13 protein-coding genes and 3 pseudogenes are annotated in these 19,008 nt (G+C 48.4%); 1 reads left to right on the forward strand and 15 read right to left on the reverse strand.

The window, feature by feature from the left end; translation table 11 throughout:
* Window positions 1-61: 61 nt before the first annotated feature.
* The 13 genes and pseudogenes from NSU18_RS02845 to NSU18_RS02905 all read right to left on the reverse strand — a co-directional run.
* Window positions 62-1,903, reverse strand: coding sequence for a hypothetical protein (locus tag NSU18_RS02845; protein WP_341148146.1), 1,842 nt, complete (start codon window positions 1,901-1,903; stop codon window positions 62-64).
* Between the two features lie 39 nt (window positions 1,904-1,942).
* Window positions 1,943-2,842, reverse strand: coding sequence for a carbohydrate ABC transporter permease (locus tag NSU18_RS02850; protein ID WP_341148147.1), 900 nt, complete (start codon window positions 2,840-2,842; stop codon window positions 1,943-1,945).
* Window positions 2,843-2,857: 15 nt separating this feature from the next.
* On the reverse strand, window positions 2,858-3,787 hold the full coding sequence (locus tag NSU18_RS02855) for an ABC transporter permease (protein WP_341148148.1): 930 nt from the start codon (window positions 3,785-3,787) through the stop codon (window positions 2,858-2,860).
* Between the two features lie 2 nt (window positions 3,788-3,789).
* Window positions 3,790-5,424: a hypothetical protein gene (locus tag NSU18_RS02860; protein WP_341148149.1), complete on the reverse strand. Its 1,635-nt coding sequence runs from the start codon at window positions 5,422-5,424 to the stop codon at window positions 3,790-3,792.
* Window positions 5,425-5,584: 160 nt separating this feature from the next.
* The gene (locus NSU18_RS02865) at window positions 5,585-7,897 is read right to left on the reverse strand and encodes a helix-turn-helix domain-containing protein (protein WP_341148150.1); all 2,313 of its coding nucleotides are present in this window, start codon (window positions 7,895-7,897) and stop codon (window positions 5,585-5,587) included.
* 251 nt (window positions 7,898-8,148) lie between these two features.
* A pseudogene (locus NSU18_RS02870) lies at window positions 8,149-8,619 on the reverse strand (DinB family protein).
* 336 nt (window positions 8,620-8,955) lie between these two features.
* Window positions 8,956-10,002, reverse strand: a pseudogene (locus NSU18_RS02875) (glycoside hydrolase family 3 protein); the annotation flags it as partial.
* A 126-nt stretch (window positions 10,003-10,128) separates the two neighbouring features.
* Window positions 10,129-10,407 carry an NAD-binding protein gene (locus tag NSU18_RS02880; protein WP_341148151.1) on the reverse strand — a complete coding sequence of 93 codons (279 nt, stop codon included), beginning with the start codon at window positions 10,405-10,407 and terminating at the stop codon, window positions 10,129-10,131.
* Window positions 10,408-10,469: 62 nt separating this feature from the next.
* Window positions 10,470-11,927 carry a 4-hydroxyphenylacetate 3-hydroxylase family protein gene (locus tag NSU18_RS02885; protein ID WP_341148152.1) on the reverse strand — a complete coding sequence of 486 codons (1,458 nt, stop codon included), beginning with the start codon at window positions 11,925-11,927 and terminating at the stop codon, window positions 10,470-10,472.
* 197 nt (window positions 11,928-12,124) lie between these two features.
* A complete protein-coding gene (locus NSU18_RS02890) occupies window positions 12,125-12,580 on the reverse strand; it encodes a GNAT family N-acetyltransferase (protein ID WP_341022096.1) in 456 nt (151 codons plus the stop codon).
* Window positions 12,581-13,171: 591 nt separating this feature from the next.
* Entirely contained in the window at window positions 13,172-13,444 is a 273-nt protein-coding gene (locus NSU18_RS02895; protein ID WP_445321844.1) for a carbohydrate kinase family protein, read from the reverse strand.
* 827 nt (window positions 13,445-14,271) lie between these two features.
* On the reverse strand, window positions 14,272-14,781 hold the full coding sequence (locus NSU18_RS02900; protein WP_341023332.1) for a hypothetical protein: 510 nt from the start codon (window positions 14,779-14,781) through the stop codon (window positions 14,272-14,274).
* Window positions 14,764-15,039 (reverse strand): annotated as a pseudogene (locus NSU18_RS02905) (alanine--tRNA ligase-related protein); the annotation flags it as partial. The pseudogene NSU18_RS02905 and the gene NSU18_RS02900, both read right to left, overlap by 18 nt.
* Window positions 15,040-15,716: 677 nt before the next feature.
* On the opposite strand from NSU18_RS02905, the gene NSU18_RS02910 reads away from it, so the two are divergent.
* Window positions 15,717-17,321: a M4 family metallopeptidase gene (locus NSU18_RS02910; RefSeq protein WP_341022093.1), complete on the forward strand. Its 1,605-nt coding sequence runs from the start codon at window positions 15,717-15,719 to the stop codon at window positions 17,319-17,321.
* A gap of 31 nt (window positions 17,322-17,352) precedes the next feature.
* On the opposite strand, the gene NSU18_RS02915 is transcribed toward NSU18_RS02910, so the two are convergent.
* Both NSU18_RS02915 and NSU18_RS02920 read right to left on the reverse strand, forming a co-directional pair.
* The gene (locus NSU18_RS02915) at window positions 17,353-17,730 is read right to left on the reverse strand and encodes an MBL fold metallo-hydrolase (protein ID WP_341148154.1); all 378 of its coding nucleotides are present in this window, start codon (window positions 17,728-17,730) and stop codon (window positions 17,353-17,355) included.
* Window positions 17,731-17,893: 163 nt separating this feature from the next.
* Window positions 17,894-18,859, reverse strand: coding sequence for a M23 family metallopeptidase (locus NSU18_RS02920; RefSeq protein WP_341148155.1), 966 nt, complete (start codon window positions 18,857-18,859; stop codon window positions 17,894-17,896).
* Between the last annotated feature and the right edge of the window lie 149 nt (window positions 18,860-19,008).

The following is a 19,008-nucleotide window of genomic DNA, read 5'->3' on the forward strand; positions in this document are numbered from 1 at the left end:
TACTTTTTTGCATCGTACGTGACCAGTATAAAAGTTTAAGTGCACTCTAAGTCAATACTGTTCATCCATTTTCCATCCCCTCTTCCCCTTCGGTCCATAATTTAAGCCGAAGACTCAAGGATGGACCGGGCGACCGGATCACAGCTTGGCGGTATTCCCCGTTCCGGTTGCCGCAGTGTTCTTCCTCTACCTCGAAGGAGCAGCCGGTTGCACTAACTGTATAGCGGAACGGGCCAAGTGCAACATTTACGGCGTGCGGCTCCGCCGTTATCGTGCTCCATTCCTGTCCATTGCCGCAGAGCAGGGGGACCTGATAAAGAATTGGCCCCGAATCCAGCTCGTCAAGCTCGGCAGTAATCTCCAAACCATCCTCCGACAAAGCGTATCGCTCCGTCACCCGCCCGTCTTCCGGCAGACCCTGACCGTGATAGGTGATCCTGAACTCCACGCGGCCGCTGTCTTGCCGGATGACCTGAAGTTCATGCTCCAGCCCGCCGCTCAGATCTGCCAGATAACCCGCTGTCCCGTCCCGCCGCTCCCAGCCCGGACCAATCGCAGCGTTCAGAGACCGGACCCCTTCGGGCAACCGGTATTCAGGCTCGGCACACAGCGGGCTGGACAACGCCAGTTCCGCAGGAACACCCTGACGGTGATATCTTCCCAGACCCGTGGAGTCGTAATGGTGATCGGCGGCAGTGTCCAATTGCACGGATTGGCCTCCGGCAGCGGCAAACACTTTGTGGAAGTGCTCCGAGGTCGCCAGCACATATCCCCCGCATTCGGCAGGACAAGGCTCTTCGGCAATATCATCCTCCGCGAACAGATAGGCCATATAAGCGAAGCTGCCTAGCGTAATCATATACTTGTCATAATACGCGTAGGATTCCGTCCCGTAACCGGAACGGATATTATAGTAGTTTTTGACATGGCGCGGCGGCGTAATATCACGGACGAAGCGCAGGATAGCCTGCGCCGACAGTCTGGCACTTCGTTTGAAAGCGCCGGCCAGCTTGAGCCTGCCTTCCCGCCGATACCGCGCGGCTTCAAATTCCCCGCACGCCGCCGCCAGCGCTTCATTGAACTGGAACTGGCTGCTGCGTCCTCCGAAAGGAAACTGGCCGGCAGCGGATTGCATGAACAAGGTCATCATTCCGCCGGCCGCCAGCTTGTGGTTCAACTCTTCATGAAACGCTCCACGATATCCGGCCGCCAATATCAGCTGAATGTGGCAGCGGGCCGCCAGATCGTACAACAGCGGACAGCCCGGGTCCATATACATTCCGTTCCCGTCGAATTTCTGCAGCTGCACCGGCCAATGATTGGCTAAATAACCGGCGGCGTTTGTCATTCCCTCCGTTTCGCGCAAATACTCGCCGGCCATGTTGTAAATATTGATATTGTGCAGCCGTTCAAGCCCGGAAACGGAAGCCAGCGTATACACATAATTGACCGCAGGCTCAATGCGGGTTAATTCATTTTTCCATTTCACTGACTGTTCTGCGGAAACATGCGGCTTCATCGCCTTATAGGCCAGCAGCAGCTCCTTGGTACTGAAATCGACCATCTGATTGCCCGTCGTTCGCGGCAGTTCCCGGCAGCCCGTGTCCATCATGCTCTCCCATAGCGGATAAAGTTCAAGCTTGCGTCCGCCCGCCATCAACCCTGCCAGAACAGAGACCACGCGGCAATAGGTCTGGAGATCCTCTGGACACCCCTGCGGGTCCTTCCCCCAGCTCTTATCTGCCTGCTCCAGCCCGTATTCCTGAATCGACCATTCCATCAGATCCAGATAGATATCCTTGGAGAAACCGGTTGGCTTGAAAGCCGCCGGCCGCTTCAGCGCGTCGATATATGCATACAGACCGGCGCCGGACAGCGGCTGCAACTCACTTAATGGACTCATTACCTTTGGCTCAACTCCTTGCCTGTTTCTTTGGTAGACCTAGCCCTTCAGCGAACCGATCATCACGCCTTTGACAAAATATTTCTGAATGAACGGGTACACGCATAAAATGGGAAGCGTCGCCACGACAATCAGGGAGTACTTCAGCACAGCCGCCGCCTGAGCTTTGGCCACCTGCAGTTCAGGGTCCATAATCATGCTGACATCGACCTGGTTCATGATCAGAATCTCCCGCAAAATAATTTGTAGCGGGTACAGCGAGCGGTCATTCAGATACATGAGAGCATTGAAATAGGCGTTCCAGTGGCCCACCGCCGAGAACAGCGTGATGACCGCGATGACGGCTTTGGACAGCGGCAGCACGAAGGAGAAGAAAAAGCGCGCATCGCTGCAGCCGTCGATGCTGGTCGCTTCGATCAGTTCTCCCGGAATGGATGACTGGATAAAGGTTCGCGCGATGATCATGTTGTATACGGAAAGCGCACCCGGAAGCACCATCACCCACATGGTGTTGATCAGATGGAGGTCTTTCATTAATATATAGAACGGAATCAGGCCGCCGCTGAAAAACATCGTGAACGTGAACAGAAACATAAAGCCGCCTCTGCCCTTCAGCCCCGGTCTGGAAAGCGCGTAAGCGCAGGTCATAACGACAGTGACATTCACCAGCGTTCCCAGAACGGTATACAGAAACGTGTTGCCGTAAGCTCTGAGGATATCTTTGTTTTTGAATACAGCTTCATAACCTTCCAGACTGAAATCGACAGGCCAGAGCAGAACCTGGCCGGACGATACGGCATTGCCTGAAGAGAAGGAAGCCGAAAGCACGTAAATAAGCGGATAGGACACAGCGATTAAAATAAAAGTCAAAATAAAGCCGGAAATGATGTAGTACACTTTATCCGAAGCCGGGTGCGTTGAAAATTTGGTCTGGCTCATTGCCGGTCTCCCTCCTTACCACAGGCTGGTATTGCTGAATTTCTTGGCGGCGTAGTTCACCATAATCAACAGTACAAAGTTAATGAGTGAATTAAACAACCCAATCGCAGTCGCAAACGAGAAATCGCCCGAGCCGATCGTCAACCCTACCTTATATACATAAGTGGAGATGACTTCGCTTTTCGAAATATTCAATTCATTCTGCATGAGGAACACTTTCTCGAATCCAACTTCCATGATATTTCCGACCGCCAGGATCAGCATGATGGTAGCCGTAGGCAAAATGGACGGAAAATCGATATGCCGCACCCGCTGCAGACGCGAAGCGCCGTCGATTTGAGCAGCCTCGTGCAAATGCTCGTCAACGGAAGACAAGGCAGCGATGTAAATGATGCTGCTCCAGCCGATGCCCTGCCATATGCCGGACCAGACATACAAGTGCTGGAAAGCGCCCGGATTGGCAAAGGCATCCGCCAGTAATTCACCACTAAAGAACGTATACAGCGCTCCAAAAGCACCGGTACGCGGATTGAATAGCTGAACTAACATGCCGACGATGACAACCGTTGAAATAAAATGCGGCATATAAGAAACGGATTGTACGATTTTTTTGAATTTCTGCCCCGTAAACGAATTAAGCACCAGGGCAAACAGAATCGGCAAAGGAAAGGAAATCAGCAAGCTGTAAACGGACAGGCTAATGGTATTCCAAATCAGGGTTGTAAACTGATAGGAATCGAAGAAGCGCCTGAAATTGTCCCATCCGATCCATTCGCTGCCCCAGATTCCCAGATTGAAATTGTAGTTTTTGAAGGCAATCTGAACGCCTGCCATCGGCACATAAGCAAAAATGATGATGTACACGGTGGCCGGAAGGAGAAACAGGTACAGCTGCCAGCTCGGCAGAACTTCTTTTTTCAGCCAATTGAGTACAGATCCTCGCATGGCTACTTCGACCGGTCATAGGCGGCTTGAGTGACTTCCAAATACTGCTCAATCCCCATTTTATTCAGCTCGGCAATGTAATCGTCCCACTGGGACAATGGACGGTTGCCGGTGATAAAGGCCACGGCGCTTTCATTCACGTAGTTGTCGATGGCCGTTTTGCTGTTGGCGATTTGCTTCAACTCTTCCGGCAGATAGCCCAGCTTGACGATGACTTCTTCCGGAAAAGCCGGTACATACCCTTCTTCAAATGCAGGTCTCCAGTTGGGCAGTGCATCGTCCGCATCCTTCTTTAGATTGGATACCGTTTTCCCCAGTTCCAGCGAACGGTAAGCGGGATTGGCATCGTTCCAGTGTTTATTCTGCGGGTTGTTCCAAATGGACGGATTCAGCTCAGCCACGGCTGCAGGTACTCCCTCCAATGCTTCAAACGGGCCGACATACTCGGCCACAACGGCTGGATCATCGCTCCAGTCAACGCCCTTCTCGCCGTACCGGCTTACGATAGACAGCTCAGGGTCCAGCATATAATCGCCGACCTTGAAGGCAAGCTCCGGGTCCTTCGCATCCTTCGTGATGAACCACAACTGGGTTGGCAGGGAGGGACTGTACGGAGTCGCCGCCAGACCCGAAGGACCTTTGACCGGAGGCAGCAGCGTCATTTTATTGTCCAGCTCCGGGCCGAATGTACTGTAGCTGCCGGCCGTAACAACACCAGCCATCCCGACCGGCACGTTGATAAGCGCCTTCATCTGGGTTTCATCCTGGGTGAAGGACAAGGGCGAGAACAGGCCTTCCTTCACGAGCTTGTTCATGAACGCCAGCCCTTCCTTCCATTCCGGTTGAGTAAAAGCCGGGAAGATCCGGCCATCTTTCACATTCATATAGCTCTTGCCCGGATCGGCGTAAATAAAGGCATTCATCAAATAGACGCGCGGGTTCTGCGACCAGCCGTTCAGTGAGCCGACAAAACCGACTTCGTCCTTCTTGCCGTTTCCGTTCGGGTCCTGCTCTACAAACGCTTTCAGGACAGTATACAGGTCATCTGTCGTTTTCGGCATGTCCAGCTTCAGCCTCTCCAGCCATTCGCTGTTGATCCAGGCCCGGTTGGAGCCTTCATTCCATTTCTGCGGGGCGTATCTTGGCAGTGCGTACACCTTGCCATCGGGCAGTTTCATCGAGCTGCGAACGAATTCTTTCTCCGGTATTTTATTGAAATTGACAGCGAGCTCCGGATTATTCAAATAATCGTCCTGGGGAATGAACACGCCTTTGGCAGCATAATCGAAGACTGTCGATTCATTTAAATAAATGTTGACGACATCCGGCAGCTCCGCTCCTGAGGAGACCATCAGCGACAGCTTGGTCAACGCTTCGTCCACTTGGCTGGGCAGCTCCAGAAACTTGAGATCGACGTTCATCGCATCTTCCACAAGCTTCGTATAATGGTTCGTTTCATAGTCCTCTACATTCGGATTAGCCTGAACGGCAACCGTAATGACGGGGCGTCCTCCCTCTCCGCTCTCGTTCGCCTGTTGATTGCCTTGCGAACAAGCCGATAACAGCGTTCCCAGCATAGGAAAAACCAGCAAACCTGCCGACAGCGACTTCCTCTTTTTACTGATCTGTTGGGTCAAACGGTATTCCTCCCTTTTGGGATCGTGTGATCCACAATATTTATTTGTAATCGCTTACAGGTCGATTGTATTGCCCTTAGCCCCACCGTGAATACCGTTACTTCTCTTAAACGCTGTCACCGGGTAAGATCAGAGGGGCTGGTAATTCTCCCCCCCATTGTCAGTCAGTAAGATTGCTCTGGTTTTCCCGCCATACGGTTGGCGTTACACCGTGCTTTTTGGAGAAAGCCCGGTAGAATGTATTTTCGCTGCCAAAGCCGCACTGCTTCCAGATCCGGTTATTGGCATAATCAGTGGTTAAAAGCAGTTGCTCCGCGTTCAGCAGCCGGATTTCTTCTATATATTTGCCCAGGCTTTTACCGGTCTGCTCCTTCACAAAGGAAAAGACATATTTCTCTGAAATAAGCAGTTCGCTGGCAATACTGCCGGCAGACAGGCCAGCCTCTCCAAAATGCGCCCCAATATAATTTAAAATACCAGTTTTCAGCCTGTTGTTGTTGCTCTTCTTGTTGCCTATCACAATGTCGCATAAATCGAATGCGGTCCTCCGCAGGCGGTCAGCCAGCCGGATCATATCCTGCGACTGGTCGTAAGCCGGAATCGTCAGCGCATGTCCACCTGGACTGCTCTTGTCTCCCCCGATCACCTTATGGGCGCTGAACACCGTCTGCCGGACGGAGAAAAAGATCTGCAGCTGCTCCTGCTCCGTTAAGGAGTATTCGGCCAGAGGTCCAAAACAATCATCTAATATTTGCGCTACCAGGCTTGTCTCGCCAGCGATCAGGGCATCGTACAGCTTCAGCAGCACAGCATTGTCAAAAGACGGACGAGTATCGGACTCATCAGTAGGAAGTTCAAACAGATATACTCCGCTGGCTACCTCGTTCTCATTAATACCCAAGGCGTATTTTGCTTGTTGATAAGCTGCCTTGGCCTGCTCCGGGCCGGACATGATTTCACTGACTCCGATGCTTACGGTCACCGCCAGCGGCGATTCGGCATTGAGCGACCGGATCAACTCTGACAACCGGACTTTAATCTCCGCACGCCCTACCGCATCTTCGTCTGGATCGAAAAACAGGATAAAGACCGTTTCGCCCGCATGAAAATTGAGCGCAAGCGGACGATGGCGCATGACGGCGTTAAACCGTTCCTCCAGCTCCAGTCCGATATTGTGCTGCACGTCCTTGAGTCTTGCCTGGGGGCTGTCCACCTTGTAGATAGCTTTCACCACACCAAACCGCTCGAAGGCGGAGCCGAAATAGCTTTCCGCTTCTTCCTTTTCCCGCTCCGTAAAGGCACCCAGAATAAGCATATGCTTGGCAATGGAATATTTAATGGAATCATTCAATGCTTCGATCCGCCCTTGCTGCTGTTCGCTCCGCGTATGAATCTCGGTAAAGGCGTTGTCAAGGTACTCGAATTCGTTGCGCAGCGTAAAGCCCTGTTGGGTCGACCTTGCCGCCGTCTCTACCAGCTTCTTCAAAGCGTTCGTCTCCCTCATCGAAAACAGGAATGCCAGCACCACGGTAAGTGCCATACCCGCCACGACGTAGAGTACTACAAGTTCGAGCAAGGAATTAACGTTCTCCTCGAAGGCTCCCGCCGGGATGCCGACTACAACCTGAAGTCCCAGCCGTTCGCTTGAACGCGTAAGCAATATATACTTGCCGCCCGAAAGCTCAATTTCGGCAAGCGTCTCCGCTGTTTCCAGCGGCTCACCGTTTTCGTAATTATGGGAGAATAAAATACGGTCCTCACTGTCCACAATGTAGACGAAATGATCATCCGTCTGATCCTCATACAGCAATTTGCCCACCAGGTCCTCACGGTCCATGTCGATGGCCAGGATACTTTTCTGCTTAATGGCGTTGAAATAGGAATTGTTAATGACGGCCGTAATGCCGTCGAACGGCTTGCGGCTATAATAAGAAGAGAATACCTCCTTAGCCGGAAACAGCTTCATGGTGTAGTTCTCGCCGAACAGCCGATCCTGCCACTCTTCCGCAGAGAGGTTTCCGTACCGGTAGTACCGGGCATAGACATCTTCATAGTCGTCCGATGAAATATAGTTGGAGATAAATACCGGATTGTCCTTGAAGCGGATATATACGTTGGAATACATATCCTGGGTCAGCGCCAGGCTTTTTAATTTGCTCTGTAACACTTTGATGTCCATGTAGTACCCGCTGGAAGGAACACCCTTTAGAAAAAACAGATGCATGAACGATTCCTCCTGGAGCAGCAAGTTAGTAATCGTTTGGGCCCGCAGCACCTGCTGCTCCATGGATTCCACGCCGTCCAGCAGCTTGGATTCGCTTTTATCCATTGTCATTTGCTTGGCGAGCGTATAGGATTTGAAATACAGCGGAATGATCATTAGCACGAGAATGGCCAATATCAGACCGTATTTTATAAAGCGTTTGCCGAAAATCAACCAGGACGTATGTCTATTTATGAACTTGGTAACCATGATGTGCCCCCCTTTTTTTGCAATCGCTTACAATAAACGTATAGTAGAACGTCTCAAAATTAAACCTCCATTTTCTTGTATGCTCTGTCATGGAGTAAGATAAGGCAGTTAACTGTAAGAGTAAAACAAAATAACCCCACAAAGTGGGGCTTTAGTGTAGGTGTTGACTCAGGTACTTTGCGGGGACCCCAAAACATATAAATTCTATCAAAAAAACCGCGCTGGGCGCGGAATCTTACTCTATGAGACCATTAAAGCTTAGCGAGGTTCATTTTCGGCGGAATATACCCGAGCTGCCTGCCCATTTTAACAATTTGACCTCTATGATGAAATTCGTGGGTGATGGTGTGCGTAAATAACCATAATTCGGTTAACTCTACACTGTCACTCTGCCAGGATGCTTGAACGGTAGGGTCCCATTTGATTTTAAAATCATCTAGAAATTCATAAACCAGTTCATCCGTGTTCTTAAACATTTCACGCATTTTCTCTATATTGTCAACGGATTCCACGTTTAATTTGGGAAGTTATTTACCAAGGGCGCGAATTCCTAACCAGATCCGATAACAATCTGCTACATGTGCATGTAGACTACGAATAGAAACTCCGCCAAAGCTTTCTATTTCTTTCACATAATCTGTAGGGGACATGGATTCGCAATAACGAAATAATGATTCCCTTGTGCGTTGGATCATTTCATATTGACCTTTGAATACATCCATCTTCTCGCTCTCCTTTTGTTTCTAGTCACACGGCTAAATATCAAAATAAAGACTTTAGATATCTATAATAACTATTATATTTCATTACGTCAAGGAATCAGCTTGTCCCCTTATCAGTAGTAAGCCTCACTCTTCACTCTTGCAATCAGAAACAATTTTTTTATACACCCGGCCATCATTTTTACCATGAAGCGGGTTCCATACCTGGGCGAAAAATGGCTCGCGTTTGGCACGCTCTTTGTAATTCCAGGTTTCGCGCTCACATTGCGGGCAGAAATGTCCTCCCTCCAGAACCAGCTTGGGGCTGGCGCTAAAGGACGGGTTGTGAATTAGCTTTTTAGGGAAGGTCTCAGCCAGTTTGCCGCTCGGATTGACAAGCCCATAGAGCAGATCGGCTATGGCTCCTCCGGATGCCTGGCCGCCTAAATATGCCTCTAACACAGCTTTGACGTTATCCAGCCAAGGCATTTCTAGCGGTCCTCCGTTGCTGAGTACAACTACAACATTGGCGTCGTGTCCGTATCCAGCGGATAGCCTGCCGCATACCTTATACTGGAATCACTTCCGGCAATCTTAAGCATTTCTTCATATACCGTATCAAGTTTGGTAGGAAGAATGTGGGAGCTTCCCCCACCCTGGTAACGTGGCTTCCGGGCAAAAGCACCGATTACAGCAACTGAATCCTTAGTTCCGATAGGAAGGATGTCCTCTTCGTTCTTGAGCAGAACCATACATTCTCCGGCAATTTCACGGGCCTTAAGATGTTGAACCTCAGGATCAACGGTAATATGCCCTTGCTGACTGCCAGGGCTGTCCTTGTTTAATGGCGTACTCAAAGCTGGCGAGATAAATCTCCCGCAAGGTTCGTTCGTCCACCCGGGCGTCGACTGACATTCTTTTAAATTCCTGATTGTTTACGGCAAAATGCTTAATGGAGGTTCCGACGCCCTGACTCTGTACACCTTGTATATAACTCGCTGCCAGTGTTCCTGATAAATACGGGTCCTCTGATAAATATTCAAAGTTCCGGCCGCATAATGGGGAGCGCTTGATGTTCACTCCCGGTCCCAGAACAATCGATACATCCGCAGCTAACGCTTCCAGTCCAATCATAGAGCCCATTTGCTCTGCGAGCCCGGTATTCCAAGAGGAGGCAAGGCCGCTTCCGGTGGGATAGCAGGTGGCAGGAATACTTTGGTTCAAGCCAAGGTGGTCAACCTCCCCTTCCTGCTTCCGAAGTCCATGGGGGCCATCTGTCATCATAATTGAAGGTATTCCAAGACGCTCGATGGGTATAGTGTTCCAGAAATCTTGTCCAGAGCAGATTACCGCTTTTTCTTCCAAGGTCATTTGACTGATAATTTCTTTGATATTACGCTCCACGTGCTCTCCTCCAATGATAATCAAATATAATGAGATCGCTTACTTTATTAGAATAAGGCAATTTCACCAACTAATATGGTAATTTGATATCTTTTTTGGGAGCATAGTATGGTGTTACTGGTTAGATCATTCTCGCACTTCATGCGCTTTGCTGACGGCGTTTAAGGCCCTGCGGGCACGTAAAGCATCACCGATCACATGAACAGGAATATCATGCTCAATGCAAAAATGCTGGAGCCCCTCATAGTTCCGTGACTTCGCCCCGATGGCGACAACAACGTAATCACATGGGTACGCAGATACTACAGTGATCTTGGAGGCTTTACCATGCAGGTATTCGGCAACCTCAAGACCAACAAGGCCCCCGCCGACAATAACGACTTCCCCAGAAACCGTTGCTACCATGGCACGGGACTTGGAATGATGATCAATATGTTATCAAAACAGGAACTACAAAAGTTGCCATTCTATCGGGCTTCCCCGCGCTGCAGAAACTCATCAATCATCGCTTTGTATTTGTCCAGATTGTACACGCTATACATCCGGGAAGTAAGCGTACGGGTATTTCCGAAGAAAAAGCGCTCAAACTGTTTCTGTCTGCCGCCGAAGGGACCAACCGCCAGCTCCCAGGCCAGACGGAAAAGAGCAATCCGGTCGCGGGCTGAGGTATCCTGTCCTTTAAGATAAAGACGGAGAAAATCGCCGGCATCTGATGCCAGGTCTGTCTCGGAAGGAAGCATCACAAGGCTGCTGGAGCTGATGTCCTGAAGCATCCCCAGCATCTCCTGATAAAAGGAGGAATACTGCATCGTAGCAGCAATCAGCGGCTTTGGGGCAGGCACATAATAGCCCCTGGCATCCGGTTCCGCCATCATTTCCGAAGCCAGGCGAAGGGATTTCAAATTCTCAAGCATGGTCAGAATCCGGGATATCCGCTCCATCGTCACCGCTTCGAGAGCGATATTCTGTTCATCTGACAATTTAGCGGTCAGGCCGAGCAGAAATTCCGTCTTGGCAATGTAACGGGTAAGCACCTGATGACCGGCATGGCTGTGGAAATTCCCTTCGCTGAACAGCCTCTCTCCAATCTCTTCATTCCCTAAGAAAAAGATCCGGTTGCGCGGGATGAACACATGATCGAAGATCACCATGGCGTCCATTTCTTCAAATCTGCTGCTTAGCGGATGATCATAAACAGATGAGCCTGAATAACTCTCACGGCAAATGAAGGTCATCCCTTCCAGATCATTGGGCACGGCAAAGGCGAAGGCGTATGGATTATCCGGTTCCAGCATGGAAGGGAGACTTGAAGGGAACACCAGGATTTCATCACAGGTAGCTGCCTGTGTAGCCATCATAAACGAACCGTTTACCACCATTCCGTTCTCGTTGCGCTCGATTACTTTAGCTGTAATGGAATCCTCCACCTCGTCCACCAGCTCGGACAACCGGCCGGCAAATGGTTGAATGAATGCATGGGATAAGGTGATGTCCTGACTGCGGCAGTATTCATAGTATTTTATGAGATTATCTTCATATTCGGGATTGTATTCTCGTAACAGATGAGCCGCGGTATATAAAGACATCAGCGTCGTGTTCATATAATCCGGGGATCTCCCTAAAAACCCGTGATGCTTCTCTGCCCATAATTCCATCATGATTCTCCTGCGGACCAGGTCCTCCTTGCTTCTTGGTGCCAGGAAGGAAAGTCCGTAACGCTTACCATCCGTAACGCTTTGAAAGGCCATTTGTTCGATGGTTTCCTTCTGATGCTGCATATCATACATTTCCGCTTGGGTCTTCATTAATCCGTTGAAGGCAGGATGGCTGGATAAAGGCATTTCGATGGTTTTACCCTGATACCATATTTTGATCTGCCGGCGGTCGATACGCTCGATATATTCTTTGCCGTTCTTAACTGCCATAGCCCGCCACCCCATTCATGAACATCCAACGGCTCAGCCTATTTGACTAATCCAGTTTCTCTAAAATACGTAGTACCGTTAAAAGCAGTACATTGTCCATGTTCAAACATTTACTTTGCAGATAATAGCGTGTTCACGCAAAAAAACAGCATCCTCTGCAGCTGCAGAATGCTGTTCTTCAAGTGTTATAAATTAAACTACAGTTCCTTCGTCATAAATTTGCTATTCGGATCCGGGATATAATCAGCGAATGGCTCACAATACGTAAAGCCGAAATCCTCATACAGCTTGTGGGCAGGGATGAATGAATCCATGGAGCCCGTCTCCAGGCTGATCCGTTTGTATCCGCGGCTTATGGCTACTTCAATAATATGAGTAAGAATATTTCGGGCCACACCCTTGCGCAAATGCTTCTTAGCGGTCCGCATCGATTTGAGTTCTGCATGCTCTTTGTTTAGTTCCTTGATCGCCCCGCAGCCCAGAAGCTCTTCATCCTCCCAAGCACACCAGAAGGTAATTTCCGGTTGCTTCAGCCCATCCAGATTAAGGGCATGAATGCTTTCTGGCGGAGAATCCTCTGCCATGCCTTGCAGATGTTCTGCAATTAATCCAATCACTTGTGTCCCGCTCAAATCATCTTCAAGAATCTTCACTGTAACCACTCCTAAGTTGATGTTAAGTATGAATTATAGCTGTTAAACGTCTGTATATTATATTACTCCCATGGCAGGTTTTCTGACAAGCCTATTATGGCTGCACATGAGCTTAACTTAAAGCTTTAGAAAATGCTGTTCTCCAGGAAGGATACTCAAGCTCCCAGCCACACTCGGTTTTGGCTTTGCTGTATTCCTTCATTGAAATGGCCCGTGCGGTCATGCAGAACCCCCGTTAACAGTGGCCCGCACGCTCCTAGAGCTGCCCCCAAGGCTAAAGCCATGGAGTAGATTGCAATCATGGAGGATGCCCGGTCAGCCAGATGCTTTTTAATAAAGCCGGATAATAAAGGGCCCATCATCGCAGACTCCCATACATAACACCGGAATCATTGAAACGAGCAAGCTGGACACAGCACCGCTTAGGCCAAGGTCATGTTGAATGCTTCCAAGGACAGGTGCAATCTTTGTCCATGTTTGTCCTCCTCCTTGGGAATGCACTCACTTACCGGATAATATCCTCCATGCCGCTTCCCCCTGCCAAGAGAAGGTCCACATCCTGCCGGGACGGGAGGCCTTCCACATCGCCGCTTACCCCGACAACAATGGAACCGACAGCGTTGCCGCGCCGCACGGCAGAAGGCAGATCCCCCCCTGTAGCAAACCGCTGATAAAGCCTGCGGCAAAACCGTCTCCGGCACCCATCGGATCTATGAACCTCTTCACGGGAAACCCTGGCTCAGTTCCAGAGATCTGTCCGTTACTGTAATAAGCCCCGTCCGCGCCAAGCTTGATTACGGCAGCACCAGCCCCGGATTTCAGCAACCGGTCTGCGATCTCTGCAGGGTTACTGCATCCTGTCAGGAATTAATGGTTTAAGTACCACTGTATTCATTTTTTTGGCATACCAATGTTGATTCACTTCAAAGAAATAAAGAAACCCAGAGTCTGTAAAAGACCTGGGTTTCTTTGCTTTGAATATGGATTTGGGATATCTAGGAGTATAAGTAAGTTCTTTTGTGGACAATACCCAGACAAATCAGTGGCCCATGCCGTGGCTATTGGTTGTCACTCTTGTGGTCTGCAGTGTAGTAATTTCCTCGGCGCTTGCGGCTGTCAAAATGCTTAATGAGCTAATCAGCAATACGGTTGTCAATAATAAAAGCTTCTTTTTCATAATTTTCATCATTGAACTCCCCTTCTAAAATATTTCGCATGATTGCATGATACTCTTGTAGCTGTGAAACATTGGCCTCAGCTCTAACAAGCTCATAAAAAGCAATAGCTTTCTAAAGCCTGCCCTATCGAATAGTTTACCACTTACCCGTTTAAACCAATAAATTGATAATAGATGAATATATTCTATGTAGTACCTAACGTATACAGCTGGTGATGTATCATTAATTTTCTTGACGTCACTTTGCAATTCTTCCAATGCCCAGTCCACCTGGTAGTTGTATCTTAATGCGGACTTCGCACAAAGACTAAGAATGAAGCTTTTAGCATAGCTATTAACGAGTCGGCATCCATACCATCAAGTTCCAACAACTCCTATTACAATCCTTACAGTCCAATTTATTACATTATTAAGTCTTTTCTATCCTATGGTCAATTAATTTCTTGGCTCTTAAAATGCCATTCCCTCCTGTCAACCGAAAAAAACCTGCAATTTGCGCAGGTTTGGGACTAGGTTAGTGTCTACCGGAAATGACTCCTTTAATCCTTCTAATTCCAGCAGCCGAGGATTGTTCTTTGATAATACTGAACGTCCCTAAGTTCGTGGTATCTCCAACATGAGGTCCTCCACAGACTTCCCGGCTCCACACCTTCCCTTCGTGATCTTGGATGGTATATACTTTAACGATATCCGGATATTTATCCCAGAAATTACCTTCCGCATTACTTTCTTTCGCTTCAAGCTTAGGCAGCTCTGAAATAGAGGTAACTGCTTTGGAAGAGATCGCATCATTCACATACTTCTCCACCTCAGCTATTTGCCCGGGGGTAAGTTTGTTATCATGGTTGAAGTCAAACCGTAATCGTTCGGAAGTAATATTACTTCCTTGCTGGTGAACATGATCCCCTAGCACTTCCCTTAACCCGGCAAGTAACAAATGAGATACCGTGTGCAGCGCCGTTGTTTCTGCGGAATGTTCAGCCAAACCACCTTTAAATTTACCTGCAGAAGCAGTTCTGCTCATTTCAGCGTGTTTTTCTGCTGACTCTGTATAAGAAGCCTTGTCCTCCATGCTATATCCGCTTTCACTTAGATACTCTTCTGTCAACTCCAAGGGAAAGCCATAGGTTTCATAAAAATAAAAGGCATCTGCACCTGTAACTTTCCCCTTATTTTTCAGATGCTTCTGTATTTCAAATTCTCCTTGCTGTAACGTTCTGGAGAAAAGATTCTCTTCCTTATCTACTATTTCGATTACTTTCTTTTTATTGCGGATTAAATCTTCATAAGCTGTAGCTTCATAAAATCAAGATAAGATTGTCTCAACTCGTCTGGTGTCATTGTAATACCTCCATCAAATATTAGTTATGCTTAAAACAAAAAAGCCCTAAGCTGACATGGTTCTTGTCAACTTAGGGCGAACGATTATGTCCGTGTTACCACATAACTTCAGATTGCTCTGCGCTCTATCAGTACGGGATTCCTCCGAGACTGCTTCACTATTAGATCAATGAAGATTCGCACCAACCATCTTCTCTCTGTGAGATCCTTAATAGTTACTATTTCTCATCATAGCCTTTTCGTTTTAAGTTAAAGCAATGCTAGCACAATTAATTTACTTCGTCAATTTATTATAAGATATAGACTCCAATTTCGATGTTGCGCAATTATTGTTTACTAATTTTATTGCATTAATTGTGATTCTGATCATAGTTGATATGCAAAAACCTGAATATACTGAAAACACTATAATTACATTCTTAACATAAATATCCATTTTGAGCGCCTTTGAACAAGGATGTAGTTGTAAATTTCACGAAAGGGGTCCTGCCGTCTCCACACTCTCCCTCCGTACATTGAGGTTGTTAGCCGCCGTAGTCCTTGCACCCCAGATCGCAGCTTGAGTAAGTACACAGGCACAACTTTAAACCAACTAATATGATCGGAGGAGTAATGATTATGAAAAAGACTGTAGCTTCACTTCTTGCAGGTATTGTAGCACTTGGGTCCTTGGCCTCGGTGGGCAGTGCCGCTGAAAACAATGAGAGTAACAATCCTGTAGAGCTCTTCTCAGGCTCTTCCCCTATTTCAATTACGGACCAAGCCTGGAAATCCCCTGCAGACCCCACTTCCGAGGACAAGGTATGGGGATATCTTGAAAGTGTTAAAGGGAACCTGCATCTTTCGGCTAAGGGGGACATTCGGGGGAAATTTAAAATCACAGAGCAAGAAACAAACAGCAAAACCGGCAGCCAGCATTACCGGTTAAGCCAGTATATCTCGGGGATACCGGTATATGGAGCTGATCAGACCCTGCATTTCGACAAAGCCGGGAATGTTACCTCCCTGCTGGGAAGTGTAGTTGAAGATGTATACCAGACCATTCCGCAGCCGCTGATTCAACTCCAAACCATATCCGGAGCAGATGCCATCCTGGCAGCCGGTCAGGATGCCACGCTGGAACATGGACCGCTTGGTGAGCCCCAAGTTACTCCTACAGCAGATTTGTATTATTTTATCGTAGATGGAGAACCTCAATTAGTCTATAAAACGGAAGTGAATGTGCTGGAACCCGAGCCTTTGCGGATACGGTACTTCATTTCTGCGGAGAATGGCAGCGTGCTGTTCAAATATAATATCTTAGAGAACCTGACGGGCACGGGCACTGGAGTCTTTGGAGATACCAAAACATTCGAGACACGCCTCTCGGGTTCAACCTACCAGCTGTATGACAGCACCCGCGGCAAGGGCATTGTGACCTATACCGCGAAGAACAGGACCTCTCTTCCGGGGACGCTCTTGACCAGCACTAATAATGTCTGGACAGACAAAGCCGCGGTTGATGCCCACACCTATGCGGAGAGAACCTATGATTATTATCTCCAGCATTTCGGCCGCAACAGCCTGGACAACAAAGGACTGCAAATCCGATCGACCGTTCATTACTACACTGCTTATAACAACGCCTTTTGGAATGGTGCGCAGATTGTTTTCGGGGATGGGGATGGATCTACCTTTACACTGTTGTCCGGTGATTTGGACGTGGTAGGCCACGAGCTGACGCATGGTGTGACGGAGAAAACTTCCAATCTCGAATACTACGGAGAATCTGGGGCACTCAATGAGTCCTTCTCCGACATCATCGGAAATTCAATTGAAGGTGCGAACTGGCTGATCGGTGATAAAATATATACACCGGGCGTAGCGGGTGACGCACTCCGCTCACTGGCTAATCCGCCATTGTACGGCCAGCCTGACAAATATAGCGACCGTTACACCGGTACCGCTGACGAAGGCGGTGTGCATACGAACAGCGGTATCAATAACAAAGCTTTCTATCTCGCTGCTCAAGGCGGTACGTTTAACGGTGTAACGGTCACTGGTATCGGCCGTGAGGATGCCGTTCAAATCTATTACAATGCACTTGTATATTACCTCACAACCTCATCCAACTTCTCTGCTGCACGTACAGCAGTCATTCAATCGGCAACCGAGTTGTTTGGCGCAGGCTCGGCTCAAGTAACTGCTGTAACTAAAGCTTACAATGCGGTAGGCGTCTACTAAGAACAGCATAACAGGCCAATGATCTTGAGGATCATTGGCCTGTTGTATTTACTATTTTCTGGAGATTTTCCTTAATTCGATGAGTAGCTTCGTTACCATGATAGGTGATCACTTTTTTAATATCCAGTTCTAGCAGCTTGGCAATCAACTTCAGCGCAGTAGAATGATCCAACGTGTAATAGTTGTCGAAGGGCAGGAGCTTATCATCCTTTGAGTTTAATGCATCGCCGGCAATTAACGTTTGCGTTGGGATATGATAGAGCGACATATGATCTGGCGTGTGTCCTGGGGTGAAAACGACTTGAATGCCACCGGCCAGGGGCAGAATGTCTCGATCCTTAAGTGCCGTATGAATGTGCAATGTTGCACATTTTGCAGGATTTTTTATAAATGTACTGGCGTGAAGCATGGGACCCATCCCTCGGCGCAGCAGCACCTATTTACTTTGACCACGACAGCACGTGGTTTGCGCTTGGGAAGGCCGAAGCACATGCACGTTACTTGGAACGGCAAAAACTCTTGCGGGTGCAAGAGTCCTTTGGAAAGTATGCCGTGTATAAAAACTGACGCAATTAATTGGGAAGTCCCTGAAAAGAATTCCCGCGAGTCAGGCTCTGACTCTGATCGGACCAACGGATCTGAACCGAACGGGAAGTGAAGATGTCGGGCCCGTCCGATACCTGAAAATGCAAGTGTGCTTCACTAGAGTTCCCTGAATTACCAAGATGTCCAATGAGATCTCCCTGCTGGACGTTATCCCCTTTTTTGACAGCTACACTGCCTTTCTTGAGATGTGCTGTGATGCTATGCTCCCCATTTCCATGATCAATGACCACAACATTCCCTTCCGGATCTTCAGCGTTCATCACGCCCGGAGTGTTATCCGGGATGTCATTTTTGACTTCAACCACCTTGCCATCTGCTGCTGCATGGAGCGGTTCACCAAAAGCATAGTAGTCCTCGTTGTCCTTTCCCTCTCCTTGATAGCTTGCATCATTCTGAGTGCGGATAATGTCGAGTGCGTAACGCTGGGATTCATGAGCATAATGATAGTTGGATAACACATCGTTCCCGCCCCAGAACACAAACCATTCGCCCTTCAGCGGAAACTGGAATTCAGTTTTGGTCAACGCCTTATCCGTTGCTTCATGTGTTTCAAGCGGCTGAATAAGCAGCCCCACAATCTTGTGATCTTCGGCAAAAGAGGCCTGTATCCCCTTAGTCCCCGTCTGATCCTTCCACGAACGATCAACCAGTTTGTTCAGTTTAACTTCCGTAACCTTGTTCCATGAAGTAACGCCTTCCATAAAGCTATCGGCAGTCGTCTTGAATTCGTCCAGCGTTATGATTTTCTGTAGCTCCGGACTCATCTGCTTGTAGATGTCCTCCTTCGATCCCTTCATTAAGGTATCCATGAAATTGTCAGGTGTAATCTTTTGCGGTTCAGATGCTTCCGAAGTGCCGCAGGCAGACAACAGCACACACGTACCAAGCACTGCGGCAAGCCCCTTCCAGCTTTTCGTATATACTCTAGTCATTTCCCTGCACTCCTTTGTTAGAACGGTATTTTTCTAGTTCAGTGTACGAAATCAATCTTACCTGCCGTCTAACCTACTCTTACGTCTATCTTAACTTTACGGCCTGTTCTATCTCCAAAATTAAGCATCCGTTAAGGTTGCCGGTACGC

The organism is Paenibacillus sp. FSL H8-0048 (genome assembly GCF_038002825.1).
Lineage (GTDB): Bacteria > Bacillota > Bacilli > Paenibacillales > Paenibacillaceae > Paenibacillus_AQ.